This is a genomic window from Cryobacterium tagatosivorans (genome assembly GCF_004402215.1).
GTDB lineage: Bacteria > Actinomycetota > Actinomycetes > Actinomycetales > Microbacteriaceae > Cryobacterium > Cryobacterium tagatosivorans.
This window is the reverse complement of the sequence record NZ_SOEZ01000016.1, coordinates 1-24,111: the sequence shown is the minus strand read 5'-3', so window position 1 is coordinate 24,111 and position 24,111 is coordinate 1. Positions and strand designations below refer to the sequence as shown.

Annotated in this window: 23 protein-coding genes and 1 pseudogene; 7 read left to right on the top strand and 17 right to left on the bottom strand. The window is 70.0% G+C overall.

Annotation, left to right across the window (positions count from 1 at the left end; genetic code table 11):
- Positions 1-136: 136 nt before the first annotated feature.
- The 5 genes and pseudogenes from E3O23_RS03295 to speB all read right to left on the bottom strand — a co-directional run bounded on the left by E3O23_RS03295 (position 137) and on the right by speB (position 5,025).
- Entirely contained in the window at positions 137-940 is an 804-nt protein-coding gene (locus tag E3O23_RS03295) for an amino acid ABC transporter ATP-binding protein (protein ID WP_134488147.1), read from the bottom strand.
- Positions 927-1,595, bottom strand: a complete 669-nt coding sequence (locus tag E3O23_RS03290) for an amino acid ABC transporter permease (protein WP_134488145.1) — start codon at positions 1,593-1,595, stop codon at positions 927-929. Before E3O23_RS03290 ends, E3O23_RS03295 begins: the two co-directional genes overlap by 14 nt.
- 3 nt (positions 1,596-1,598) lie before the next feature.
- A pseudogene (locus tag E3O23_RS03285) lies at positions 1,599-2,410 on the bottom strand (amino acid ABC transporter substrate-binding protein).
- Positions 2,411-2,532: 122 nt separating this feature from the next.
- On the bottom strand, positions 2,533-4,002 hold the full coding sequence (locus E3O23_RS03280) for a purine-cytosine permease family protein (protein WP_134488143.1): 1,470 nt from the start codon (positions 4,000-4,002) through the stop codon (positions 2,533-2,535).
- 72 nt (positions 4,003-4,074) lie between these two features.
- The gene (gene speB / locus E3O23_RS03275; RefSeq protein ID WP_134488141.1) at positions 4,075-5,025 is read right to left on the bottom strand and encodes an agmatinase; all 951 of its coding nucleotides are present in this window, start codon (positions 5,023-5,025) and stop codon (positions 4,075-4,077) included.
- A gap of 166 nt (positions 5,026-5,191) precedes the next feature.
- On the opposite strand from speB, the gene E3O23_RS03270 reads away from it, so the two are divergent.
- Positions 5,192-5,776, top strand: a complete 585-nt coding sequence (locus E3O23_RS03270) for a cupin domain-containing protein (RefSeq protein ID WP_134488139.1) — start codon at positions 5,192-5,194, stop codon at positions 5,774-5,776.
- 93 nt (positions 5,777-5,869) lie between these two features.
- Here the strand turns inward: E3O23_RS03270 and E3O23_RS03265 are convergent, their stop codons facing one another.
- The 6 genes from E3O23_RS03265 to E3O23_RS03240 all read right to left on the bottom strand — a co-directional run bounded on the left by E3O23_RS03265 (position 5,870) and on the right by E3O23_RS03240 (position 14,627).
- Entirely contained in the window at positions 5,870-8,041 is a 2,172-nt protein-coding gene (locus E3O23_RS03265) for a RecQ family ATP-dependent DNA helicase (RefSeq protein ID WP_134488137.1), read from the bottom strand.
- 146 nt (positions 8,042-8,187) lie between these two features.
- Entirely contained in the window at positions 8,188-8,952 is a 765-nt protein-coding gene (locus tag E3O23_RS03260) for a gamma-glutamyl-gamma-aminobutyrate hydrolase family protein (protein ID WP_134488135.1), read from the bottom strand.
- A 164-nt stretch (positions 8,953-9,116) separates the two neighbouring features.
- Positions 9,117-12,359 (bottom strand): beta-phosphoglucomutase family hydrolase, encoded by a 3,243-nt coding sequence (locus tag E3O23_RS03255; protein WP_241983297.1) that lies wholly within the window; start codon positions 12,357-12,359, stop codon positions 9,117-9,119.
- Between the two features lie 35 nt (positions 12,360-12,394).
- Entirely contained in the window at positions 12,395-12,886 is a 492-nt protein-coding gene (locus E3O23_RS03250; RefSeq protein ID WP_241983299.1) for a P-type ATPase actuator domain-containing protein, read from the bottom strand.
- 272 nt (positions 12,887-13,158) lie between these two features.
- A complete protein-coding gene (locus tag E3O23_RS03245) occupies positions 13,159-14,163 on the bottom strand; it encodes a TerC/Alx family metal homeostasis membrane protein (protein ID WP_134488133.1) in 1,005 nt (334 codons plus the stop codon).
- A 113-nt stretch (positions 14,164-14,276) separates the two neighbouring features.
- Positions 14,277-14,627, bottom strand: coding sequence for a hypothetical protein (locus tag E3O23_RS03240; protein WP_134488131.1), 351 nt, complete (start codon positions 14,625-14,627; stop codon positions 14,277-14,279).
- Positions 14,628-14,852: 225 nt separating this feature from the next.
- On the opposite strand from E3O23_RS03240, the gene E3O23_RS03235 reads away from it, so the two are divergent.
- Positions 14,853-15,335, top strand: a complete 483-nt coding sequence (locus tag E3O23_RS03235) for a universal stress protein (RefSeq protein WP_134488129.1) — start codon at positions 14,853-14,855, stop codon at positions 15,333-15,335.
- A 59-nt stretch (positions 15,336-15,394) separates the two neighbouring features.
- Here E3O23_RS03235 and E3O23_RS18455 read toward each other — a convergent pair whose 3' ends face one another.
- Both E3O23_RS18455 and E3O23_RS18450 read right to left on the bottom strand, forming a co-directional pair.
- On the bottom strand, positions 15,395-15,814 hold the full coding sequence (locus E3O23_RS18455) for a sodium-dependent bicarbonate transport family permease (RefSeq protein ID WP_241983296.1): 420 nt from the start codon (positions 15,812-15,814) through the stop codon (positions 15,395-15,397).
- Positions 15,815-15,820: 6 nt separating this feature from the next.
- The gene (locus tag E3O23_RS18450) at positions 15,821-16,123 is read right to left on the bottom strand and encodes a sodium-dependent bicarbonate transport family permease (protein ID WP_241983298.1); all 303 of its coding nucleotides are present in this window, start codon (positions 16,121-16,123) and stop codon (positions 15,821-15,823) included.
- A 252-nt stretch (positions 16,124-16,375) separates the two neighbouring features.
- On the opposite strand from E3O23_RS18450, the gene E3O23_RS03225 reads away from it, so the two are divergent.
- From E3O23_RS03225 to E3O23_RS03215, 3 genes are all read left to right on the top strand, one after another.
- Positions 16,376-16,660, top strand: a complete 285-nt coding sequence (locus E3O23_RS03225) for a winged helix-turn-helix domain-containing protein (RefSeq protein ID WP_134488127.1) — start codon at positions 16,376-16,378, stop codon at positions 16,658-16,660.
- A gap of 101 nt (positions 16,661-16,761) precedes the next feature.
- On the top strand, positions 16,762-18,036 hold the full coding sequence (locus tag E3O23_RS03220) for a M18 family aminopeptidase (protein ID WP_134488125.1): 1,275 nt from the start codon (positions 16,762-16,764) through the stop codon (positions 18,034-18,036).
- Positions 18,037-18,155: 119 nt separating this feature from the next.
- The gene (locus E3O23_RS03215; protein ID WP_134488123.1) at positions 18,156-18,497 is read left to right on the top strand and encodes a hypothetical protein; all 342 of its coding nucleotides are present in this window, start codon (positions 18,156-18,158) and stop codon (positions 18,495-18,497) included.
- 33 nt (positions 18,498-18,530) lie between these two features.
- Here E3O23_RS03215 and E3O23_RS03210 read toward each other — a convergent pair whose 3' ends face one another.
- On the bottom strand, positions 18,531-18,944 hold the full coding sequence (locus E3O23_RS03210; RefSeq protein ID WP_241983295.1) for a four-helix bundle copper-binding protein: 414 nt from the start codon (positions 18,942-18,944) through the stop codon (positions 18,531-18,533).
- 112 nt (positions 18,945-19,056) lie between these two features.
- Positions 19,057-19,521: a type II toxin-antitoxin system Phd/YefM family antitoxin gene (locus E3O23_RS03205; protein WP_134488119.1), complete on the bottom strand. Its 465-nt coding sequence runs from the start codon at positions 19,519-19,521 to the stop codon at positions 19,057-19,059.
- A gap of 172 nt (positions 19,522-19,693) precedes the next feature.
- Between E3O23_RS03205 and E3O23_RS03200 the strand changes: the two genes are divergently transcribed.
- Positions 19,694-21,145 (top strand): flavin monoamine oxidase family protein, encoded by a 1,452-nt coding sequence (locus E3O23_RS03200; protein WP_166790390.1) that lies wholly within the window; start codon positions 19,694-19,696, stop codon positions 21,143-21,145.
- On the opposite strand, the gene E3O23_RS03195 is transcribed toward E3O23_RS03200, so the two are convergent.
- A complete protein-coding gene (locus E3O23_RS03195) occupies positions 21,142-21,825 on the bottom strand; it encodes a Pr6Pr family membrane protein (RefSeq protein WP_134488115.1) in 684 nt (227 codons plus the stop codon). The genes E3O23_RS03200 and E3O23_RS03195 overlap by 4 nt on opposite strands.
- A gap of 136 nt (positions 21,826-21,961) precedes the next feature.
- Here E3O23_RS03195 and E3O23_RS03190 point away from each other — a divergent pair, with 136 nt between their 5' ends.
- Positions 21,962-22,927 carry a Pvc16 family protein gene (locus E3O23_RS03190; RefSeq protein ID WP_166790389.1) on the top strand — a complete coding sequence of 322 codons (966 nt, stop codon included), beginning with the start codon at positions 21,962-21,964 and terminating at the stop codon, positions 22,925-22,927.
- A gap of 151 nt (positions 22,928-23,078) precedes the next feature.
- Here E3O23_RS03190 and E3O23_RS03185 read toward each other — a convergent pair whose 3' ends face one another.
- A complete protein-coding gene (locus tag E3O23_RS03185) occupies positions 23,079-23,927 on the bottom strand; it encodes a DUF429 domain-containing protein (protein WP_134488111.1) in 849 nt (282 codons plus the stop codon).
- Positions 23,928-24,111: the final 184 nt, after the last annotated feature.

Sequence of the window (24,111 nt, the reverse complement as noted above, 5' to 3'; positions counted from 1 at the left end):
CGTTGACGCCCGGGCGGCTTCCCTGCCGCCGGGCGCTGTACTTCCTCCACCCTCTCACGGCGCATTTGCAGGCGCCTAACAGCATCCCGCGGCGGGCGAGCGTCCCGCAGCCGCCAGGGCCGGCCTCCGGCAGCCTCTAGAAGGGGAAGAGCAGGCGGTGCAGGAACTGCTTCGTGCGCTCGTTCTGCGGGTTGCGGAGCAGCTCCTTCGGGTCGCCGCGCTCCACGATCACGCCGCCGTCGACGAAGGCGACCTCGTGCGCCACCTCGCGGGCGAATTCGAGTTCGTGCGTGACGATCACCATGGTCCAGCCCTCGAGGGCCAGCTCCTTGATCAGGCGCAGCACGTCGCCGACCAGCTCCGGGTCGAGGGCGGATGTCGGCTCGTCGAAGAGCAGGAGCTGCGGCTTGAGGGCCAGTGCGCGCACGATCCCGACCCGCTGCTGCTGGCCGCCGGAGAGCTCGAACGGGTAGCTGTCCTTCTTGTCGCTCAGGCCGACCCGGCCGAGCAGGGCGAGCGCCTCGGCGACGGCCTCCGCGCGGGGACGCTTCTGCACGCCAACCGGCCCCTCGATGACGTTCTCGAGCACGGTCTTGTGCGGGAACAGGTTGTAGTGCTGGAAGACCATGGCGGAGCGGTCGCGCAGCGCGGTGAGCTGCTTCTTCGGCGGGGCCTGGGCGAAATCGAGGGCGAGCTCCCCGGCCACGTCGATGGTTCCGCCGTCGGCCAGTTCCAGCCCGTTCAGGCAGCGCAGGATGGTGGTCTTGCCGGAGCCCGACGGCCCGATGAGCGCGAGCACCCGGCCGCGGTCGACGGTGAGATCGATCGAGTCGAGCACCCGGTTCGCACCGAAACTCTTCCGCAGGCCGCGGACGGTCAGCAGCGCGGCATCCGGAGTGCCGGGGGCGCGGTCAGCGGGCGACAGGTCAGTGGGCGACATAACGGTCCAATCGCTTCTCGAGGAGGCCCTGCGCCGACGACAGGGCCAGGCAGATCACCCAGTAGACGAGCGCCGCCTCCAGGTACAGCAGCATGAATTCCTGGCTGAAGGCCGCGATCTCCTGGGCCTGCCGGAACAGCTCGGTGACCAGGATCAGCGAGGCGAGGGAGGTGTCCTTGACCAGGCTGATGAAGGTATTCGACAGCGGCGGCACCGACACCCGGGCGGCCTGCGGGAGGATGATCCGGCCGAGGGCGCGCCGGTGCGACATCCCGACCATGTACGCGGCCTCCCATTGGCCCTTGGGCACCGAGAGGATCGCGGCCCGGATGACTTCGGCCGCGTAGCCGCCGACGTTGAGCGAGAACGCGACAACGGCGCTCGGCCAGGGGTCGATCACCACGCCGATCGACGGCAGCCCGTAGAAGATCACGAACAGCTGCACGAGCAGCGGGGTGCCGCGCACGATCGAGATGTACCCGCGGGCGATCCCGGACAGCCAGGGTCGCTTGCTCAGCCGCATGAGCGCCAGGCCGAGCGCGAGCACGAGGCCGATCGCGAACGACGCCAGGGCCAGCGGGATGGTGCCCCGGATCGCCCCGTCGAGCAGCGGCCAGAGGGAGTCGAGCAGGAGCTGCCAGGTGGACTCGGTCATCGTCTACTGGCTGACGTCGGCCCCGAAGTACTTGTCCGAGAGTTTCGCGAGGTCCCCGGAGGCGGTCAGCTCGGCCAGGGCCTTGTCCACGGCGCGGGCGAGGGCGGTGTCGCCCTTGGCGAAGGCGAAGGCGTTCTCGGACTGCTCGTCGGTGGTCGCGGCGACCTTCAGGCCGGATGCCCGGTCTGCTTCTGGTAGTCGAGGAACGTGAGGTTGTCGTTGACCGTGGCATCCACCCGGCCCTGCTCGACGAGGGCGACGGACTGCGCCCAGCCCTCAACGGCCTGGATCTTCGCGCCGTTCTCCTCGGCAAGCGTGTACCAGTTGCTGCTCAGCGACTGCGCGGTGCTCTTGCCGGCCAGGCCCTCGAAGGAGGTGATCGACGAGTTGCCCTTCTTCACCACGATGACGCCCGCGGAGTAAGTGTAGGGAGTGGAGAACTCATACTCGTCGACGCGCTCGGGCGTGATCGAGACCTGGTTGGCGACCACGTCGAAACGGCCGGCCTTGAGGCCCTGGAAGATGGCGTCCCATTGCGTTTCCTCGAACTTCGCGTCGACGCCCAGCCTGGCCGCGACGGCCTCGATGACCTCGACGTCGTAGCCGGTCAGCTTGCCGGCGCCGCCCTCGTGGAAGGTGAACGGGCGGTAGGTGCCCTCGGTGCCGACCGTCAGGGTGCCCGAGTCCTGCACCGCGGTCAGCGAGTCGTCGCCGGCGGTGGCCTTCCCGGCGGTTCCCGTCTGGCCTGCAGCGCAGCCGGCCAGCGAAACGGCGATCACGGTGAGGGCTGCTGCGGTGATGAGGGAACGCTTCATGGGGTTAGGGGCCTTACCGGTGTCGAGTGCGTGCGATCGCCGAGTGGCGACGTCCGAGCGTAACAAGGCCCCGGCGCCAGCGATTATTCCGGTTACTCCCGATTGCGGCCTCGGTCAGGGGGTCAGCCGGCGGTGCCTTCGAGCTCGAGCTCGCTCCGGGTGCGAGCCTCGGCCTCGGCGGCGTGGTCGAGGTTTCGCGAGAAGAGGAGGTGCAGCCCGCCGGAGACGACCAGCCCGACGACGAACGAGATGTCCGCCCCGCCGAGCGCCTCGGAGACCGGCCCGACATAGAACGAGGTGTAGAAGAACGGGATCATGGCGACGAAACCGAGCAGGTAGGCGACCATCCCGCGCCAGGCCCAGCGTCCGTAGATGCCCCGCGGGTTGAAGATCTCGGCGATCGCGTACTTCCCGCGCCGCACGAGGTAGAAGTCGACGAGGTTGACCGCGGTCCACGGCACGAGGAAGTACAGCATCAGGAGCACGAAGTCGTTGAAGCTGCCCAGGTAGTTGTCCGGGATGAGCAGCGCGATGGCGAGGGTGACAAGGCCGACGATGGCGAGGCCGATCACGCGCAACCGAACGGTCGCGCGAACCTTGCGGAATCCGTCGACGGCGGTCGTGCCGGTGAGCATCGCGCCGTACGCGTTGACGCCCATGATCGAGATGAGCGCCACCGTGGAGACGAGGACCGCGAAGGTGCCGAACCCCGGGAAGAGCATGTCGCCGACGGTCTTGACGGCGCCGATCGCGTCGGCATCCGGGATGTTGCTGCCGAGCAGCGCGCCGAGGGACATGAGCCAGGATGCCGACACCGCGGCGCCGAGGTAGGTCCAGCCGATGAGTTTGGGCGCCGAGGCGTCCTGCGGCAGGTAGCGGCTGTAGTCGGAGACGTAGATCGCATAGCTGATGTTGTAGCCGGCGGCCAGGGAGAACATCACCAGGAACGACGTCGCGTCCCAGCCGGCGGCGCCGGCGGCCGCGGTGACCGTTGTCGCGTCGAAGTTGACGATCGCCAGCACGGTGATGATGGCGAACACGGCGACGAGCACGTAGGTCAGCCAGCGCTGGATGAAGTGCAGCAGGTCGTGGCCCACGACGGCGATGACGATGGAGAGCGCGATCAGGACCGGGTACCAGAAGAGCTTGTCGCCCGGCAGGGCCAGCTGCAGGCCCTGGGTGGCCAGGATCGTGTCGAAGACCATGAAGCCGACGTAGACGAAGACGCTCGCCGCGAACGGGACGATGGCGCCGCGGCTGCCGAACTGGGCGCGGGACTGGATCATCTGCGGGAGCCCGGTGCGGGGGCCCTGGTTGGCGTGGAAGGCCATGAAGAACGTGCCGAAGCAAGCGCCGAGGACGACCGCGAGAACCGTCCACCAGACGCTCAGCCCGATGGCCGGGCCGATGAAGCCGATCACCATCGTGGGGAGCACGAAGTTCCCGGTGAACCAGAACGGTCCCTGGTGCCAGACCTTGCCGTGCCGCTCGGACCTCGGGACGTAGTCGATCGAGCGCTGCTCGATGACGCTGCCCCGCCGCTCGTTGTCGGCGGCCGGGGCCGGGTTGGGGGTGGTCAGGCTGGTCGACATCGTTGTCCTTCGGGGTGTTCGGGTGCGGGTGTGTGGTGGGCGGGTGGTGCGGGGGCGCGGGTGGTGCGCTTGCTAGCGGGAGGGGGTCATCGCCGAGATGATCTCGTAGGCCACGTGCGAGGCGGCCACGGCGGTCAGCTGGGCGTGGTCGTACGCAGGGGCGACTTCGACGACGTCGGCGCCGACCAGGTTGACGGCGCGGAGGGCGCGGATCATGGCCAGGAGTTCGCGGCTGGTCATGCCGCCGGCTTCCGGGGTGCCGGTGCCGGGGGCGTGGGCGGGGTCGAGCACGTCGATGTCGACGGAGAGGTAGACGGGGCGATCGCCAAGACGGGCCAGCATCCGTTCGATGGCGCGGGCGAGGCCCTCGGTCTCGAACTCGGCGCTCGTGATGATCGCAAAGCCGAGGCGTTCGTCGTCGCGGAGGTCGTCGCGGGAGTACAGCGGGCCGCGGATGCCGACGTGCATGCTGGCCTGCAGGTCGATCAGGCCTTCCTCCGAGGCGCGGCGGAACGGGGTGCCGTGGGTGACCGGGGCGCCGAAGTAGGTGTCCCAGGTGTCGAGGTGCGCGTCGAAGTGCAGCACCGCGACGGGCCCGTGGCGCTCGGCGGCGACCCGGAGCAGGGGGAGGGCGATCGTGTGGTCCCCGCCGATGACGACCAGGCGCTTGCCGTCGGCGGTCAGCTCTGCGGCCGCCGCCTGGATCTGGGCCACGGCCTCGGTGATGTTGAACGGGTTCGCGGCGATGTCCCCGGCGTCGACGACCTGCTGGGTGGAGAACGGCTCGACGTCCTGCGCGGGGTTGTACGGGCGGAGCAGCCGGGAGGCCTCGCGCACGTGGGCCGGGCCGAAGCGGGCGCCCGGGCGGTAGCTCACGCCGCTGTCGAACGGCACGCCGACGACCGCGATGTCGGCTCGGCCGACATCCTCGAGGCGGGGCAGCCGGGCGAAGGTGGCGATTCCGGCGTAGCGCGGCACGAGGCTGGCGTCGACGGGGCCGATCGGCTGGTCAGTGGTGTCCATCGGTCGTCCTGCTTTCGTGCGTGTGCGGATGGTGCGAGGCGGGGCCAGGGTGGATACTCATAGGCAACATAAAGTGTTTGTCATGCAACCCGAGCATTGTCTGATTCTGAGGCCGGCGTCGCTTCCTGTCAAGATGATGGCCCGGCCGCTCCGACGAAAGAGTCCCATGAGACCCGTGCATCCAGCTCCCTCCGAGGACCGCGTCCGCGTGGGCGCGCGGCTGCGTGCGACCCGGCGGGCGCAGGGACTGACGATCGATCAGGTGGCCGACGCCACCCGCCTCACCAAGGGCTTCATCAGCCGGGTGGAGCGGGACGAGACCTCGCCCAGCGTCGCGACCCTGGTCACTCTCTGCCAGGTGTTGTCCCTGTCGGTCGGCTCCCTCTTCGCGGAGGCCGAGATCGAGGTCATCGCCCTGGCCGAGGCCCCCCTGATAAACATGGGCGGGTCCGGCGCGGTCGAGCGCCTGGTGACGCCGCGCAGCCAGTCCCGCGTGCAGGTGCTGCGCTCCTCGCTCGAACCCGGGGCCGGCGGCGGCGAGAAGCTGTACACGATCAACTGCGACACCGAGGTCGTTCATGTCATCAGCGGCCGGCTGACGGTGCGCTTCTCCGATCGGACCGTCGACCTGGCCGCCGGGGACACCGCCACGTTCGCCGGGCGCGAGCCGCACACCTGGCAGAACCCGGGCGACACGAGCGCCGAGGTCATCTGGACGCTCGTGCCGGCCGCCTGGAGCGGATCCGCCTAGCTCGCCTGTCCCCTTCCCGCGAAACCGCAGTTGTGCGCCTTAAACGGGCGTTTTAGGGCGCACAACTGCGGTTTCGCGGGGCGGGACCGGGGGTCAGGACTTCAACGCGAGGGTGAACGGCAGCACGGCCGAGACGCCCTGCTGCCGGAGCAGCCGGCCGGCGACGGTGAGCGTCCACCGGCTGTCGGCGCTGTCGTCGATGAGCAGCACCGGTCGGCCGGCGAGAGGCTCGAGGCCCTCCGTGAGCTCGGGGCCGACCGCGAAGCGTTCCCAGACGTTGGCGAGCCGGTAGGCGCTGTTGCCGCCCGGCGTGCCCGTCGGGCCGCCGTTGGCGTGGTCGAGCGAGCCGAGCCAGGGCAGGCGGCCGGCGCCCGACAGCGCCCGCGCGACCGAGTCGATGAGCAGCGGATGCCGCCGCGACGGCATGCTGACGATGGCGGTGGGGCGCTCGTCCCAGTCCCAGTCGGCCAGGACGCGCACGCAGGCGGCGAGCATGGCGGCGCTGGCGGGGGCATCCGTCGCCTGGGGCGCGAACACGTCCCGCAGCGGCCCGCCCCAGCCGAGGTCGGTCAGCCGTGCGAGGGCGCGGCCGGTGGACAGGCGCTGGCCGACGGGGATGTTGCCGCGCACGTCGATGCCGAGGCTCGCGACGCCGGTGGGCCACTGGGCGCGGGGCTCGATCGCCACGCCGACCCGGTCGAGGGACTGCGCGGCGGTGGCGGCGGCGCCTTCGTCGACGTCGGCCGGGTACCAGGGCGCGGCGCAGGTGTCGCACCGGCCGCAGGGCACGGCGGTGTCGTCGTCGAGGGCGCGCTGCAGGAACTCCATCCGGCAGCCCGTGGTGCGTTCGTACTCGATCATCGAGCGCTGCTCGGCGACGCGCTCGGCGGCGATGCGCTCGTAGCGTTCGCTGTCGTAGACCCAGGGCTGCCCTGTCGCGACCCAGCCGCCCTTCACCCGGCGCACGGCGCCGTCGACGTCGAGAACCTTGAGCAGCAGTTCGAGCGGGGTGCGGCGCAGGTCGACCCGGGCCTCGAGCGCCGGCGTCGAGAGGGGCGCGCCGGCGGCGTCGCGCAGCGCCCCGAGCACGGCTTCGGCCTTGCGCTGGCTGGGCATGGAGGCGGTGGCGAAGTACTGCCAGATGGCTTCGTCCTCGAGCCCGGGCAGCAGCAGCACGTCGGCGTTCTCGGTGGCGCGGCCGGCGCGGCCGACCTGCTGGTAGTAGGCGACGGGGGAGGAGGGCGCGCCGAGGTGCAGCACGAAGCCGAGGTCGGGCTTGTCGAAGCCCATCCCCAGGGCGCTGGTGGCGACGAGCGCCTTCACCTCGTTGTTCTTGAGCATGCCCTCCGATTCCTCGCGCTCGCCGGTGTCGGTCTGGCCGGTGTAGGCGCGCACGGCGTGGCCGGCCTCGCGCAGCAGGCGGGCCGTGTCCTCGGCGCCGGCGACGGTGAGGGTGTAGATGATGCCGCTTCCGGGCAGCTCGGCGAGGTGGCTGAGCAGCCAGGCCAGCCGGGCCTTCGAGTCGGGCAACCGGAGGACGCCGAGCCGGAGGGATGCCCGGGCGAGCGGCCCGCGGATCGTCACGACCTCGGTGTTCGCGCCGGTCGGGACCCCGGTGGTCGATATCCCCGCGCTCGCGCCCGCCCCGACCCGGTGATCCAGCTGCGCGGCGACATCCGTCACCACCCGGCTGTTGGCCGTCGCGGTCGTCGCGAGCACCGGCACGCCGTCCGGCATCTCGGCGATCAGGTCGCGCAGGCGCCGGTAGTCGGGCCGGAAATCGTGGCCCCAGTCGGAGATGCAGTGCGCCTCGTCGACGACGAGCAGGCCGACGCGGCGGATCAGCGCGGGCAACTGCTCGTCGCGGAACGACGGGTTGTTGAGCCGCTCGGGCGAGACGAGGAGCACGTCGACCTCGTCGGCCTGCAGCTTCCGCAGGACGTCGGCCCACTCGTGCGCGTTGGACGAGTTGATCGACACGGCCCGCACGCCGGCGCGCGCGGCCGCGGCGACCTGGTCGCGCATCAGGGCGAGCAGCGGCGACACGAGGATCGTCGGCCCGGCGCCCTGGCGCCGCAGGAGCAGGGTGGCGACGAAGTACACCGCGGACTTGCCCCAGCCGGTGCGCTGCACGACGAGCGCCCGGCGCCGCTGGTCGACGAGGGTCTCGATGGCCTCGTACTGGCCTTCGTGGAAGTCGGCGTCGGGACGCCCGACCAGGGTGCGCAGGACCTCGAGGGCGGATGCGCGCGTGTCGGTGGTCATCCGCTCAGCTTGCCAGACCCCCCTGACAACCGCCCGGCCGCCCCCACCCGCCGAACCGTGAGTTTGGCACCTTCCCGGGCCCCGCGAAGGTGCCAAACTCACAGCTCGGCGAAAGGGCGAGGCGAGGCTGGGCTGGGCGGGGCGGCTCAGGCGCAGGCGGCGGCGAACGCGGCCATGAGGGTGGCGAGCTGGGCGGGGTCCGCGTCGGGATCCTCCGGATGCCACTGCACGCCGAGCGTCCAGCCGCCGGCGTCGGCGTACCCCTCGATCGCCTCGGTCGTGCCGTCGGCCGCATCGGCGGAGATTCGCAAGCCGGCCCCGAGCCCGCCGACGGCCTGGTGGTGGCCCGAGCGGATGTCGAGCCGCTCACGGTCGTAGACCGCGGCCAGCAGGGTTCCGGGAAGAACGCGCACGTCGTGCCCGGTCATCGTGGACGTCGACGATTCGACGTTGTGGATCGTGCCCGGCCCGAGATCCTGCACCAGGTCGCCGCCGCGGGCGACGTTGAGCACCTGCATCCCCCGGCACAGGCCCAGGAAGGGGACGCCGCCGTCGATCGCCGCGTTGGCCAGGGCGAGCTCGAACGCATCGGCCCTCGGATCGACGCCGTAGAGCTTGCCGGCGAGGGGCGGCTGGCCGAACGCCGCCGGGTCGAGGTCGCCGCCGCCGAGCACGAGCACGCCGTCGAAGCTCGCGACCAGCGCGACCGGGTCGTCAGCGGACCGGCCGGCGTCCACGAAGACGACCTCGGCGCCCGCCTGCTCCAGCGCGTCCGCCGCGGAACGCGCGAAGGTGTGCAGGGTCTCGCGCAGCCAGGCGGATGCCTGCTCCGCGTCCTGCGAATAGGAGGCCAGGATCCGGCGTCGGCCGGGCGGCAGTGCGGCGGTCGACACGGGCGGCGTCTGCGGCATGGATCTCCTGGGAGGTGAGGGCTGGGATCGACTCTACGACCTCGCCCACCCGCTCGCGCCCACCCGCGCCCGCCCCCGCCCACCTTCGCCGAACCGTGAGTTTGGCACCTTCCCGGGCCCCACGAAGGTGTCAAGCTCACGGTTCGGCGAAGGGGGTGGCGGGGTCAGCGGGCGGGGGACGGCGGGGCGCCGAGGGCGAAGTCACGGGTTTCGCCGGGCGCGAGCAGCGACTCCCGGCCCTCGACCCTGACCCGGATCGGCGTGGCCCCGCCGGCGTGCAGCCGCAGCCGCAGGGTGGTCGCGGTCACCTCCAGCCGGATCGGCTGCTCCCGGTAGTTGATCGTGAAGACCACCCGCGCCAGCTCCGCGGGCAGCGCCGGGTGCAGCCAGAGCATGTCTTCCCGGAACTCCAGCCCGGTGTAGCAGCGCACGACCATGTCCACGGATCCCGCCATGGCCCCCAGGTGGATCCCCTCGTGGGTGGAACCGCCCTGGATGTCGCCGAGGTCGCTTTCCAGCGCCAGGGTCAGGAACTCCCAGGACCGTTCCCGGTCGCGCCGGGCCTCCAGCCAGGAGTGCACGACGTTGCTCAGCGTCGACCCGTGCGTCGAGCGGGCCCCGTAGAACTCCACCGTGCGCACGATCGCCTCCGGCGGGAGCGCGTAGCCCATCTCCTGGAGCAGTTCGCGCAGTTCCTCGGCCGATAACAGGTAGAGCAGCATCAGCACGTCGGCCTGCTTCGACACCCGGTAGTTGTTCGGGCTGTCCCCTTCGGCGGCCAGGATCAGGTCCAGCCGGGCGATGGATCCGTACCGTTCCGCGTAGCCCTGCCAGTCGAACTCGGCCAGGTCCTCGTAGCCGTCGAACTGGCTGATCACGCCGTCGGCGTGGAAGGGCACGCGCAGGCGCAGCCCGATCTGCTGCCACCGGCCGACCTCCTCGGGCCGCAGCCGCAGCCGGTTCCACAGCGGCCGGCAGTAGCGTCCCTCGAGCAGCGACACCGTTTCGACCGCGCGGCGCAGCACCCACGCGGTCATGACGTTCGTGTAGGCGTTGTTGCGCAGGCCGGAGCCGGGGGAGCCCGGGTAGCCGTCATGGAACTCGTCCGGCCCCATCACCCCCTCGATGTCGTACCGGTCGGCCGCCTCGTCGTAGCGGGCGAGGCTGGCGAAGAAGCGCGCCACCTCGAGCAGGATCTCCGCGCCCTGGCGGATCAGGAACTCCGTGTCGCCGGTGGCCTGGTAATGCTGCCAGACGCTGTAGGCGAGCGCCAGCCCGACGTGCCGTTGCAGGTGCGAGTTGTCGGGCATCCATCGGCCGGAGCGGGTATTGAAGATCTCGGTCGGGGTCACCTCGCGCCCGTCGATGCCGCTCTGCCAGGGGAACATCGCCCCCTCGAAACCGGCGTCCTTCGCGGCGGCCCTCGCCTCGCCCAGCCGCCGGTACCGGTAGCCGAGCAGGGCGCGGCTGAGGTCGGGGCGGCGCAGGGTGAGGATCGGATAGACGAACAGCTCGTCCCAGAACACGTGGCCGCGGTAGCCCTCGCCGTGCAGGCCGCGGGCCGGCATGCCCGCGTCGAGGTCGGCATCGACGGCGGCCAGCGTCTGGAGCACGTGGAACGTGTTCAGGTTGAGCGCCAGCGACGCTCGGTCGCTGGTGTGCATGCGCACGGCGAACTCGTCCCAGAGGATCTGCCACGCCCGCTCATGGGCGGCGGCGAGCCGCTCCGTCTCGGGCAGCCGCCGCATCCACGTCGCCGCGGCCCGGGCCGGCGAGGCGATGGCTCGGTCGCGGGACGTGCCAACGATGACCGTCTTCTCCACGGTGACCGGATGCCCCGGCGCCAGGTCCACCTCGAACTCGTGCGCGACCCAGCCCGCGCCGTCGCCCAGCAGTCGCCGGGCGAGCGGGATGCGGTCGCCCGACCGGTGGGCCCGGGTGCGCGCGGCCATCGCGAGGTGGATGCCGGACTGGCTGGTCTCCACCTCCAGGAGAACCGTCTCCTCGTCGATCGCTGCCGCGGTACGGGGGACGAGGTGCGTGCCGGTGAGCAGCCGGTCGGCGGCGACGTTCCGGTTCGACACCCGACCCTCGAGCGCTGACCTGACCGTGATCGGACCGGACCAGTCCTCGGCCTCGAACGTCGTGGTCAGCACGGCCAGGCGCGGCGCGGACTGGGACACGAAACGGTCCGAGGTCACCCGCGTGGTGCGGCCGGCCTCGTCCCGGAAGCGGATGTCGCGCCGCAGCACCCCGCGCCGCAGGTCGAGCTCCTGGACGTAGCTGATCAGCTGCGCGCCGCCCGGGCGGAACCAGTCGTTGTCGGCCACCCGAAACCAGAGCGGCAGCCAGTTCGGGCCGTTCACCAGGTGCTCGTCCTCGACGGTCCGCTCGCCAAGCCGGGTGTGCACCCGGTTGTAGACGCCGGCGAAGTACGTGCCCGGGTAGTGCACGCCATCGGCATCCGCCTCCGCGGCGGCCCCGCGCGTTCCCCAGTAGCCGTTGCCGAGGGTGCAGATCGCCTCCCGCAGTCCCTCCGTCACCGGGTCGAAGCCGACGTAGCGCAGCAGCCACGGGTCGCTGCCGGATTCGCCGCCCGCCCACCCGGGGAACTCGGCGGCCGGTCCCGGCTGCAGGTCGGGGAAGCCGACAGCCGCCCCGTCGAGGTTGGGCTGGACCAGGTCGAGGTCGCGCAGGTCGAGTTCGCCGAGGTCCGCGACGACGAGGTCGGCGCCCTCCGCTCGGAGCCGGTCGCCGTAGCCGGTGCGGTCGACGCCGATCACGAGCCCGAATCCGCCGGTGGAGGCGGCCCGCACGCCGGACTCGGCGTCCTCGATGACCACGGCGTGCCCGGGGGAGACCCGCAGCTGCCGGGCCGCCTCGAGGAAGAGGGCCGGGTCGGGTTTCCCGGGCAGGCCCAGCCTGGCCGCATCCGTGCCGTCGACCCGCACGTCGAAGAGGCCGGTCAGCCCGGCGGCCGCCAGCACGGCGGCGCAGTTGCGGCTCGAGGTCACGATGGCGGTGGGGATGCCGTGCCCGCGCAGCCGGCGAACCAGCGCGACGGTGCCGGGGTACCCCTGCACCCCGCCGGCGATCAGGGCCTCGAACAGCGCCTGCTTGCGGGCGGCGAGTGCGGCGATCCGCCGAGGCTCCGGCCGGAGCCCGCGGGAGGACAGGAAGGCGCGGATGCCGTCTTCGCGCGGCCGCCCGTCGACGTACCGCCGGTAGTCGGCGCCGGCGTCGAACGGGGCCACCGCGCCGGCGGACAGCAGCGGAAGCTGCTCGTCGAACAGGGCCTTCCAGGCCAGCGCGTGCAGCGACGCGGTGTCGGTGACGACGCCGTCCAGGTCGAAGATCACGGCTTCGCGCGCTGACCGGGGCGAGTGCTGCGGCTCGATCTCGGTCACGGTTGCACTCCTCACGGCGGCGTTGTGTGCCCATACTATGCAGGCGACGCCCGCGTTCGGCGTGTGGCATGAGATCGGCCCATGGGTCGGGTCGGTTCGACGTCAGTGCGGTTCGACGTCACTGCCGGTGGGACCAGCGCCGGACGCCCTTTTCCGCCTTGACAATGATCAACACCGCTGAGCCCACGGCGATGCAAGAGGAGCCATTCCCAGGCGTTCAGGGTGGCGTCAGCCCCAGCACGCTGGCGGAGACAGGCCAGGTCATCACGGCCCAGTGAGCGGCCAGGGCCGGTGATGACGACGCCCCTCCCGCGCCCGCTGCCCACGAACGTGCCGCTGAAAGCAACGTTTGCCTTGTCCGCTTCCACGACCTCGCGCGGGAGCGGATCCGCGTGCTCCGTCGCGGCGAAGCACTCTCCGGTCCTCATCGACTCGTCGTCCTGGAGGCCGTTCACTTCGATGAGTCGCAGGTCGGCGGGAACTCGCTCACCGCTCTCGAACAGCACGACGTCGCGTCCGGGGACCACTCGTTCGGCGCCATCGCGCAGGACCCGGCAGGAGGGAGTCGAGAGGGATTGCAGCGCCCGCACATCGGCTTACGCCTTGCGCTCCTGCACGAACCCCGGGCAGCGTTGATGCACAGGACCAGGAAGATGGCACCCGAATCCACCCACTGTTGCTGGATGAGCGTGATGACCGGCTGTCTCCGGATCCAGGCTGTGCCACGGCACCGGCTCGGCTGCGGTCCTGGACGCGGCGATTTGCTTGGAGGTCACGATGTCTCCCCTGTTCCGGGCGGTTACTCCGTCCTTCCGGGGTCGTGCGGTTGCTCTCCCGTGAGCGAGCCGGCGTGGGCGCGTGCGGTGGGGTCGAGCCGGACCCGGATGAGGCTGGCGATCGTGGTCACGGTCAGGACGACAGCGATGACGCCAAGGCTGAGGTTGGTGCTGATCTCCGGCACGCGGTCGTCCAGGCCATGCCCCCAGTGCAAGACGAGTTTCACGCCGATGAAGGCCAGGATGAGGGCCAGGCCGGTGGAGAGGTAGACCAGCCGGTCCAGGAGCCCCTTGACGAGAAAGAAGAGTGCCCGCAGCCCGAGCAGGGCAAAGGCGTTGGCGGTGAAGACGATGTACGGTTCGTCGGTGATACCGAAAATCGCCGGGATCGAGTCGAGCGCGAACAACAGGTCTGTGCTGCCGATTGCCAGCAGCACGATGAAAAGTGGCGTCACCGCGCGGTGGCCGGCGCTGCGCGTGAACATACGCCCGCCGTCATAGTCCGTGCTGACGTTCAGGCTGCGGCGGGCCACCCGGACCAGCACGTTGTCGCGCACGTCGGGGTCGACGTTGCGGTGCCGGTAAAGCTGTACGGCCGTCACGATCAGCACGAGACCGAAGATCAGGAACATGAAGGAGAACAGCGAGAGCAGCGCGGCACCCAGGGCGATGAAGATCGCTCGCAGGACCAGGGCCAGTACTATTCCGAAGATGAGAACCTTCTGCTGGTACTTCTGCGGGACGGCGAAGGTCGACATGATGATCACGAAGACGAAGAGGTTGTCGATCGACAGGCTCTTCTCGACGATGTAGCCGGCGAAGTATTCCGCGCCGAAGTCCCAGCCCACCTGGGCGGCGAATACCAGACCGAACACGATCGCCACCGCGATGTAGAGGACCGATGAGATTGCCGCTTCGCGGAACTTGACAACGTGCGGCCGGGCGGCGGCCAGACCCAGGTCCAGAGCGAGCAGCCCCAGAATGAGTCCGATGGTCAGCGTCCAGCGGAGAGCGGTGACTTCGAGCACTAGTGACCTTTCTGTCGTCCGTCGAGATTAGATCCGCGTTCCCTTCCAAGGATAGACACCAGAAGCGAAATTCGCTAATCTGGTTACGTACGTTGAATGGTTTCCGCACACGCTCATGTGGCCAGCATGTTCGACTGGAAGGTATCCGACTCGGCGCAGCCGAGCTGGCGCAGGAAGGGATTTCGTTGTTGTCCAATCGAGAGACACCTGCTTTTTTCCCTTTTGGATCCAGTGTTCCCGCCTCCACCGCGGCTCCCCAACCCACCTGCCTCGTCGTCGTGGCCGATTTTTTCGACGTCGCCCAGAGCCTCGCCGCGGCGTCTGTGCTGGCTCGACGCGGAGGCGCGCGACTGTTGATCGCGCTTGCCCGCTCCCGTTGCGGTTTCACGACCGACGCTGCGATCGCACGACGCGTCGTTGTGCGGAGGCGGCAGGAGATGCTGGACTTGGAGCGTCTTGCTCACCAGGTACTAGACCGCACCGGCGTCGCATTCGACACAGTCCTGATGACCCACGGGGGCAGTGGCACCCAGCCCGGGAGCAGTCGTAGCATGTGTGCAGCCATGAACCGCCTGGCTCGCCGCCATGGTGCCACGCAGCTGCCCACACAACCGATCATCCCACCACCTCCCACCACGCCAGCGACCTAAGAGCCGGCATCGCCGTCACCCCGATAAGGAGAACAACCCATGAGCGCTGAAGACGCGATCGACAACAGCGAACTGGTACCCGCACCGCGCAACAGCATTGTGGTCGGACACGATGGATCCGACTATGCCGATGACGCCCTGGGCGCGGCCCTCGAACTCGCCGACCAGCTGCATGTCCCCGTCCTGGTGGTGCGGGCCTGGTCCATCGCGACGGCTCCACGCCCGGCCAATTGGGACTTCGGGTACGTCTCGTCGTTCGATGAGTATTCCGCGGCCGTCCACGACGAACTTGTGCGGGACACGCGCACCGCGGTCAAGAAATATCCCGCGGTTTCGGTCAGCTACCGCGCCGTTCACGCCAGCCCCGCGCAGAGCCTCATCGACCTCTCACGCGACGTCCGCCTGCTCGTCGTCGGAACCCGCGGGCGTGGCGGACTCGCGGGGATGCTGCTCGGTTCCGTGAGCGAGCAGTGCGTACGGCACGCGGCTTGCCCCGTCCTGGTCGTGCGGCCGCGCACCTGACGGGCCGGCAATCTCGCCGCCTCGATCCATCGGTCCGATACGACCGATCGGATCGAGGTTTAGAACTTCTGCGGTCGCAGTACGGCGATGTCGCTCGCGGACAAGATCATGGCGTAGTCGTGGTAGTGCTGCGCCCGAAAACGGGCGGCGAGCGCGTGGGAGATCGGGATGCCGAGCAGGACATCGAACGGGAACGTGATTCCCAGCGCGGCGGCCAGCGACAGCGTGGGGTTGACCTCGGGCACGGAAAAGCGCATGGCCGCCGGCGCCGCGATGTTGGAAGCGCTCGCCGCGGACCCATCCCAGCCAGGTGCCGACCAGTGCCGAGAAGATCGGCATCCCAATGCAAAGGCGCTCAGGAATGGTCCGTGGCGGAGCAGACTGCCCACCTGTTTCGCCGTGATCAACCCCATCTTCATCAGAAAAAGGGCGAGGACTCCTTTCAATAGATCGAAGACCCCCGGCTCGATCGACGACAACCCGTCCTACCCGGCCGTCCGGCCGATGAGCAGTCCGCCCAGGAGCAGGACGATGCCCTTCCCCAGGAGCACCTCATGGCCACCGACCTCCAGCGCGTCTCGCGCGAGAGACCCCGCTCGAGAACAATTCCCCCCAGAATGGCCGGCACCTCCAGCAAGACAGAAGTAGCGGCATGTGCCCTTCGAAGGCGATCTGTCGGCTGCCGAGACGGCCACCGCCACGGCGTAAGTGCCCACACCCACCGAGCCGTAGTGGGCAGCGATCGAAGCCGCATCCGCCCGTTTGAAGCGGCCCGGATGGCGCCGCATGGGGAATGCGACCAGGGACAAAATAGGCTCATGGCCACCGCGGCCAGTATCTACGGCAGCAGGCTGGCGAACGGCTGCCTTGCGAGTTCGATGCCGCCTTTGAGGCCGATGTCGAGCAACAGCACTTCGTTTCTGTTCGTGGTCCACAGGCGAAGCGCACCCCCATGGGTGGCCAACCTCCTCGATATGCGCTGAGTAATGCATGCTAACAATAGCGTGTATTATATAACGTGTGTCGCCTATGATGAGGAGGTGGCCGACTGGACCTTCCTCACTAATCACGCACACGTTCTGCTGTGTGTCTCCACAGACCCCGGTATGCGGTTACGGGACATTGCGGGAGCGGTGGGCATTACCGAACGCGCCGCCCAGCGCATCATCGCCGAACTTGTCGCAGACGGTTATCTCACGCGTCGACGCGATGGACGGCGTAACCGCTACGAGCTCTACCCGGAGCTGCCGCTTCGGCATCCCCTGGAAAGTCACCACCAAATCGGCGAACTTCTCGTGGCGCTTGGATCCGAACACCGCGTTTAGACGGTTAGACGATTACGCAGGTATCGGCACGGCCCACATGGGGTGCCGAGGTTCCCAACCTCGGAGATTCTGCCTGGCCGGGCAGGTGGTTGGATGGACCCATGACCTCGACCCACGCGTACATCGACGACTTCGCCCGCTTCATCACGGCCTCGCCCTCGTCGTACCACGCGGCCGCCGAGGTCGCCCGGCGCCTCGACGACGCCGGGTTCACCCGCCGCGACGAGTCCGAGCACTGGCCGGCGGCGCCCGGCCGGCACTACGTGGTGCGCGACGGGGCCGTCATCGCCTGGGCGCAGCCGGCCGGCGCCGGCCCGACCACCCCCTTTCGCATCCTCGGCGCGCACACCGATTCGCCCGGCTTCAAGCTCAAGCCCAGGCCAACGCTCGGCTCGCAGGGCTGGCTGCAGGCTGGAGTGGAGGTGTACGGCGGGCCGCTGCTGAACTCCTGGCTCGACCGCGAACTGGAGCTCGCCGGACGCCTCGTCACCCGTGACGGCACCGAGCACCTCGTGCGCACCGGACCGTTCTGCCGCATCCCGCAGCTCGCGGTGCACCTCGACCGCGAGGTCAACGACAAGGGCCTCACCCTCCAGCGCCAGCGCCACCTCAGCCCCGTGTTCGGCGTCGGCGACAGCTCCCAGGCCGACCTCGTCGGGCACCTGGCCGGGCTCGCCGGGCTGGACGGCGCGGAGGTCGCCGGCTACGACATCCTCACCGCCGACACCGCGGCCCCCCGGGTCTTCGGCCCCGAGTCCGACCTGTTCGCCGCCGGACGCCTCGACAACCTCACCTCGGTGCACGCCGGACTGCTCGCGCTCATCGCCGCGCCGGAGGACGCCGCGCAGATCAGCGTGCTCGCCGCCTTCGACCATGAGGAGCTGGGCTCCCAGTCGCGCTCCGGGGCCAGCGGGCCGCTGCTCGACGACATCCTCACCCGCATCGGCGCAGCCCTCGGCGCCGGCGCGTCGGAGCGGCTGCGCGCCTACGCCGACTCCTGGTGCCTCTCCGCCGACGCCGGCCACGCCGTGCACCCCAACTACCCCGAGCGCCACGACCCGGCGAACACGCCCATCGCCGGCGGCGGCCCGCTGCTCAAGATCAACGCCAACCAGCGCTACGCCACGGATGCCGTCGGCGCGGCACTGTGGGCCCGCGCCTGCGAATCGGCAGACCTTCCCTACCAGGAGTTCGTCTCGAACAACACGGTGCCCTGCGGGTCGACGATCGGGCCGCTCACCGCGACCCGGCTGGGCATCCGCACCGTCGACGTGGGCGTGGCGCTGCTGTCGATGCACTCGGCCCGGGAAATGTGCCACGTGAACGACCCGGTGCTGCTGTCCGCCGCGATCGGCGCGTTCTTCGCGGGCGCCTGAGCGGGCGTCTGATCGGCCGCCCAGATTTCGCCGTGTGACGGTCGCGGGTGACAGGCGGAAGGGCTGAACTTACTCTCGAAGGAGAGCAAATTCGCCCACGCATCGGTCAGGAGGTCAGGATGTCACATCTCACACCAGGAGTAGTCGACGTCATGCAGTGCACCGGCGCTGACGGCGGATCCTGCCAGGACCGGGGCGCCGGCCACGCGCTGCACGCCCTGCAGGAGCGGGTCACCGCGGCGACGCCGAGCAAGTGGCGCGACGGCTTCATCAGCCACGTCAGTGCCGGCGGCTGGATCGGCGTCGACCTGCTCGAGACCGGTGAAACGGCGTGGCTCTGGAACCACGCCGACCTCACCGCATCCGTGACGCTCGGCCAGCCGGTCGCAGTGCACGCGCTGTACCACGCGCTCGCCGTGGGCCGGGATCGGATCAACGTCCTGGTCGCGTCACTGGACTGATCGCGTCACTGGACTGACGGGGGACTGATCGGCTCACCCAGCGGTCATCATGCCCTTCATCGCGTCCATCATCTTCTGGCACGCCATCGCACACTGACGGCAGGCCTCGGCGCACATGCGGCAGTCCTCGCTCATCTCGGCGTGCATCATGCACTCCTCGGCCGAGGCCGTGCACATCACCATGGTCGCCTGCATCATCGCCATGGCGCTTTCGGCGTGCATGCCGTGAGGGCGCATCATCATCCGCATCGTGGCGTTGCACATGTCGGCCGTGTTCATGCACAGGCCGGCGCACCGGGCCATTTCTGCGCCCATCATCGAATCGGCGCACATCGTGCATGCCTGCTCACAGGCGGAGCAGGCCTCGATACACTCCTGCATCATCGCCATGTCCATGCCCGGCATGGGCATGTCCTTGGCGTGCATCTCCATCATCTGCATGGTCATGTTCATCATCATCGACGTCATCCAGCCCTGGGCTGCCGAGCGCCAACCGGTGCCGGCGCTTTCTGGCGGCCGCCCATCCTCCTGCGAATGTTACGCCCGCGAACGCGTCCTGTCAGCCTCCAAATGGGTAGCCGAGGTCGCGGTCGACGCCGTGCCTGCCGTCCCGAGGACCGGAGTCCGGTAGCGCCGGCAGCTGGTCGTCATCGGCGCTGTAGAACGTCGCGCGCTTCGCCCTGGGCTCCCGTGCGCTCTCCGGGTCGCCGCCGGCCGGCAGCACCGCGACCACCGTTTCGGTCAGGATGAACGCCCCGGGGGCATCCGGCGGGACGAGCCTGGCCACCGGATGCCCCGCGCGGGTCAGCACGACGTCCTGGCCCTCCGCCACCCGGCCCAGCAGCGCGGTGAGGTGCTGCCTGGCGACCTCCACGCTCACCGTCAGGGTGTCCCGTCCCTCGGCGCCGGGCCGGCGCGCGGGGAAGGGGTCGTACTCCTCGTCGCGGTCGACGCCGTGGCGCCCGTCGCGGGGACCGGGGTCGGGCAGCTCGGGAAGCTGGTCGCTGTCGAAGGTGTAGCCCATGGTGGGCTCCTCTCCACGGGGGATAGCGGGTGGATCGCCGGTGCCCGTGCTGGTGTACGCGGCTGGATCGCTGATGCCTGTGTCAGACGGTACGCCGACTGCGCCGCGCGCGCCACTCGGGGTAGCTTTGACTCAGACCGGCAACGGGCGGGTCGGAGAAACGGTAACAGTCATGAAGCGTCGGACCTTCCTCATCGGGTCGGCGTCCGGGCTGTCCATATTCGCTCTGGCGGCGTGCACGAGCCCCTCGCCCGTGCCATCGCTCAGCCCGACCCCGTCGGTCTCCCCATCGCCGTGGCTCGTGCCCCGGCCGCAGACCATGCGCCGCACCACCTGGTCGAAGGATCCCTTCGCGCGCGGCTCGATGAGCTTCACGGCGGTCGGGGCGACGCCGGCCGATCGCAGCACGCTGGCGACCCCGATCCAGGACCGGGTGTTCTTCGCGGGTGAGGCCACCTCGGTCGACCTGCCGGGAACCGTGCAGGGCGCCCGTGACTCGGGCCGCCGCGCCGCCCGGGAGGTCCTCGCGCTCGCCGACCCCGGCGAACGCATCGCCGTCGTCGGGGCGGGAATGGCGGGCATCACCGCGGCCCGGATGCTCCGCGACGGCGGGTACGACGTCGTCGTGATCGAAGCGCGCAAGCGTGTCGGCGGACGGATCGCCACCGTCTCCGACCCGGACTGGCCTTTCCCGATCGAGCTCGGACCGTCGTTCGTGCGCAGTTCCTCCGCGAGCAGGCTGGATGAGGACCTCCGGGCGGCCGGGGTCACCACACTCCCCGTGCCGGCCGGCACGGAAACCCGCGCACCCGGCGGCGCGGTCGTCGAGGTTCCGACGGTCGGCTCGGATGCCGTCGTCGACGCCATCGCCTGGGCCGCCGGCCAGCCGCAGGACGTGTCCGTCGCCCAGGCCCTCGTCGAATCGGGGGCCGCCGACCTGTCCGACAAACCGGGCGACACGGGCGTCTCCGAGGCCGACTGGCTCGACCACACCGTCGTCGCCGAGATCCAGCAGCCCTCCGGCGCGGAGTCGAGCCTGGTCTCGGCGTGGTACGCGCCGCGGGACCCGGCGGGCGAGGACACCCCGGACGACGGAACCTGGCAGGGAGACCGGATCGTGCTCGGCGGGTACGCCACCCTGCTGACCGAGGCCGCCGCCGACCTCGACCTGCTCGCCTCGAGCGCGGTGCGACGGATCGCCTACACCGACGAGGGCGTCAGCCTGCGGTTGGAAACCGGGGAGTCCCTCGGGGCCGACCGGGTGATCGTCACCGTCCCGCTGGGCGTGCTGAAGACCGACGCGCTCGAGTTCGCGCCGCCGCTGCCGTTCGAGCACCGCGGCGCCATCGCCGCGCTCGGGATGGGCCTTCTCGACAAGATCTGGCTTCGTTTCGAGAAACCGTTCTGGGACGCGGATTCCACGCTCTGGTCCGTCGTCGGCGGCGACTCCGGCTTCCAGGACTGGGTGAACCTGGAGCCGCTCACCGGCGAGGCGGTGCTGATGGGCGTGGTGGCCGCTGACGACGCCATCCGCCTCGCCAAGCTCGGCGATGACGACTTTCTGGCGGAGGCTCTGGCGAGCCTCGAGCCCTTCGCGCTGCCCGCCCCCGAACCCGACAACTAGGCTGCCCGGCCGGGCGAGCCGGGCGACCAGCGCAGCCGCGTCAGGGCGATCAGGCCCGCGGCGACCCCGGCCATCAGGGCGAGCGCGAACGCGCAGTAGAGCGCGGTTTCGAGGGGGCCGCTGACCTGCACGGGGTCCAGGAAGAAGTACGGGTACCAGCCGACCCAGGCCCCGCGGACCAGGGTGAAGGCGCCCCAGAGCAGCGGGTAGACGACGATCCAGGCCAGCGGCTTCCAGGCCAGCCGCGCCTTGCCGAAGTCGAGCATCCAGTCGAGCAGGGCCAGGGCCGGGATCCAGAAATGCAGCAGCTGGCTCGACCAGGGAACCTCGATCGTGTAGTCCCGGGTCGACGACTGGATGACGATGCTCAGGAAGACGATTCCGGAGACCACCATGTAGCTCGTCACCAGCACCCGGAAGATGTCGAGCCAGGGCGGGTCGACCGGGCGCCGGAACGCGATCGCGGCGGACGTGAAGAACAGGACCACCCCGGCGATGGCGCTCTGCACCGTGAAGTAGCTGAAGAAGTTGCTGGTGACGAACGTCGCGAATCCGAGCACATAGTCGAAGTCGCCCACGAGCGCCGTGAGGAGGACCAGGGCCAGGATGACCCGGGCGACGCCGAAGACCGTGCGTGCCTCGATGCGGGTTCGGCGGGGACCGAACGTTCGCAGGGGCATGCTGCCACGCTACGCCCCTCGGCTGCCGGCGGGAGGGAGGGCCGACCCGGCCCGGGGAAATGGGGACTCGACCGGCGCGGCCGCTCGGAGTAGCGTCGGACCTAATTACGGCGGACGCCGAAGGGAGTCGACCCCGATGTCAGCACTGACGAACTACGGCCAGGCGATTGCGGCAACGACCACTGCCATCCAGGAGCTGCTCGCATCGCCGCCGATCGGCCTGCAGGTCACGGCACGCACCCCGCATTCGACCCGCGTCGGTGTCAGCGGCCCGTCGCTGAACCTGTTCCTCTACAGCGACGGCCTGATCAGCTACCGCGAGGAGAGCGTCCGGCACGGCCAGAGCCGGATGATCGCCGAGCTGCACTACCTCGTCACCGCCTACCCCGGCGACGATGCCGACACGGACGCCGCCAGCCACCAGGCCTATGGAACCGCCCGGGCCGCCATCGAACGGCACCCCGTCCTCGCGGTGCCTGTCGCGCCCGGGGACACTCTGCAGGTGTGGCTCACGCCGACGCCGATGACGGTCGAGCTGATGAGCGCGCTCTGGCTGGCGTTCGCCTCGCCCCTGCAGTTGTCGTTCGCGATGATGGCGGCGTTCACCCTGGACGCCTCGGAAGGTCCGGCCATGGTCGGGACCATCCGCGACGTGGTGAGCGCGGCGGGAGCCGGAAAGCTCGCCGTCTTCAGCGGACCGGACGACGCGGCCAAGCACGTGGGCGCGGTCTCCGTCGCCCAGGCGCTGGGCAAGCCCATCCTCGAGGTCCCGCTGGACCAGATCGTCAGCGCCTACCTCGTGGAGACCGAGGGCAGGCTGGCGAAGCTCTTCGCCCAGCCCCAGGCCGAGGGCGCCGTGCTGCTGATCACCGAGGCCGACTCGCTGTTCGGCATCCGCCCGGAGGCCCTCGACATCCAGGACCCGTACGCCGACGTTGATGTGGCGCAGGTGCTCGAACTGCTCGCGCGTGCCCCCGGCCCGGTGATCATCGCCATTCAGGACTCGATCGGACCGGAGCTGGCCGACCGGGCCGCGGTGGAGGTCCAGTTCCCGCCGGTCGAGCCGGAGCCGCAGGCGCCGGAGGCTCCGCCCGCCCCCTGACCATCGCTCCCGGTTGAGTTGCGGAAAAAGAACCTTCATTTCGAAATTGAGGGTACTTTTTCCGCAACTCAACCGGGAACGCGGGCGAGGTGAGCACGACCAGGGCCTGGATGACCAGGAGCGAGACGCGCCAGACCATGGGCCGGACCCCTCAGCCCAGTGCGGAGAGCCGGGCGAAGCTCGGATCGCGGCGCTGTTCCGGCCGCGCCGGGGCGATGATCGTGGCCCGGTGACCGTCGTCGGACGGGACGTCCCCGGCCCCGAGGACCTGGCTCCGCCCGGTCCCGTAGAGCCACCACAGCGACGCGGTCCAGGCGCTGATCAGGGCGTCGATGAGGTCCTCGCGGTGCTTGTAGGCCCGGTCGAGGAGCGGGGAGCACTCGGTCACGAGCATGTCGGTCATCGGATGCGACGCCAGGTTCAGCGGCGGGGAGGCCGCCGCCAGCTGCCACATCCGTTCGATCAGGTCGTCGCAGACCTGCGCGCGGGCGAGGCGCCGGTCCTGGATCGGCAGGGCCATTCCCATCCGCTTGTAGCGCGGGCGCTTGTCGTCGTAGCCGAACTCCGGGGCACCGACGAGGGTCGTGTAGGGGTAGCACTCGAAGAAGGTGGGCCGGCCGGGGTCCGGCTGGGCCAGCCCGTCCGTGTAGGTCCACCCGGCGGATTCGAGGCGCTTGCGCAGGGAGACGCCGCCCTGCCAGGGGCGGCCGAGGTTCGAGGCGTTGGCCGCGACGTGCCAGCGGCCGTACCGGCTGCCCGTTTCCCGTTCGCAGAGCCGCATCCCGGTCGGGTTGTTCACGACCAGCGGCGCGTCGATGGCCAGGACCGCGCCGGGCTCGACCATCGAGGCGATCCATTCGAGGACGGCTTCCGTGCCGCGCGCCCAGCCGGCGTCGATGACCCGGCCGGTCTCGTCGATGCAGGCGAGGCCGGTTTCATTGGCTTGGCGGGCGTCGCTGCCTTCGGCCCAGGCAAGATCAACCCCGAGGAATCGTGTCATAGCTCATGGATAACACAGGCCCCGCCGGGGCCGCCCGGGATAGCGGCGCGAGCCCGCCGCCGATAGAATGCGCCGGCGTCAGGCCTCGTCGGAGAACGAGAAGAGCAGTGGCTGCGCGGCGACCGGCCGCGGGGCGGCTCGCGGCGCGGACGGCGCGGCGACCGCACGCGGCGCGGGGGCGGAG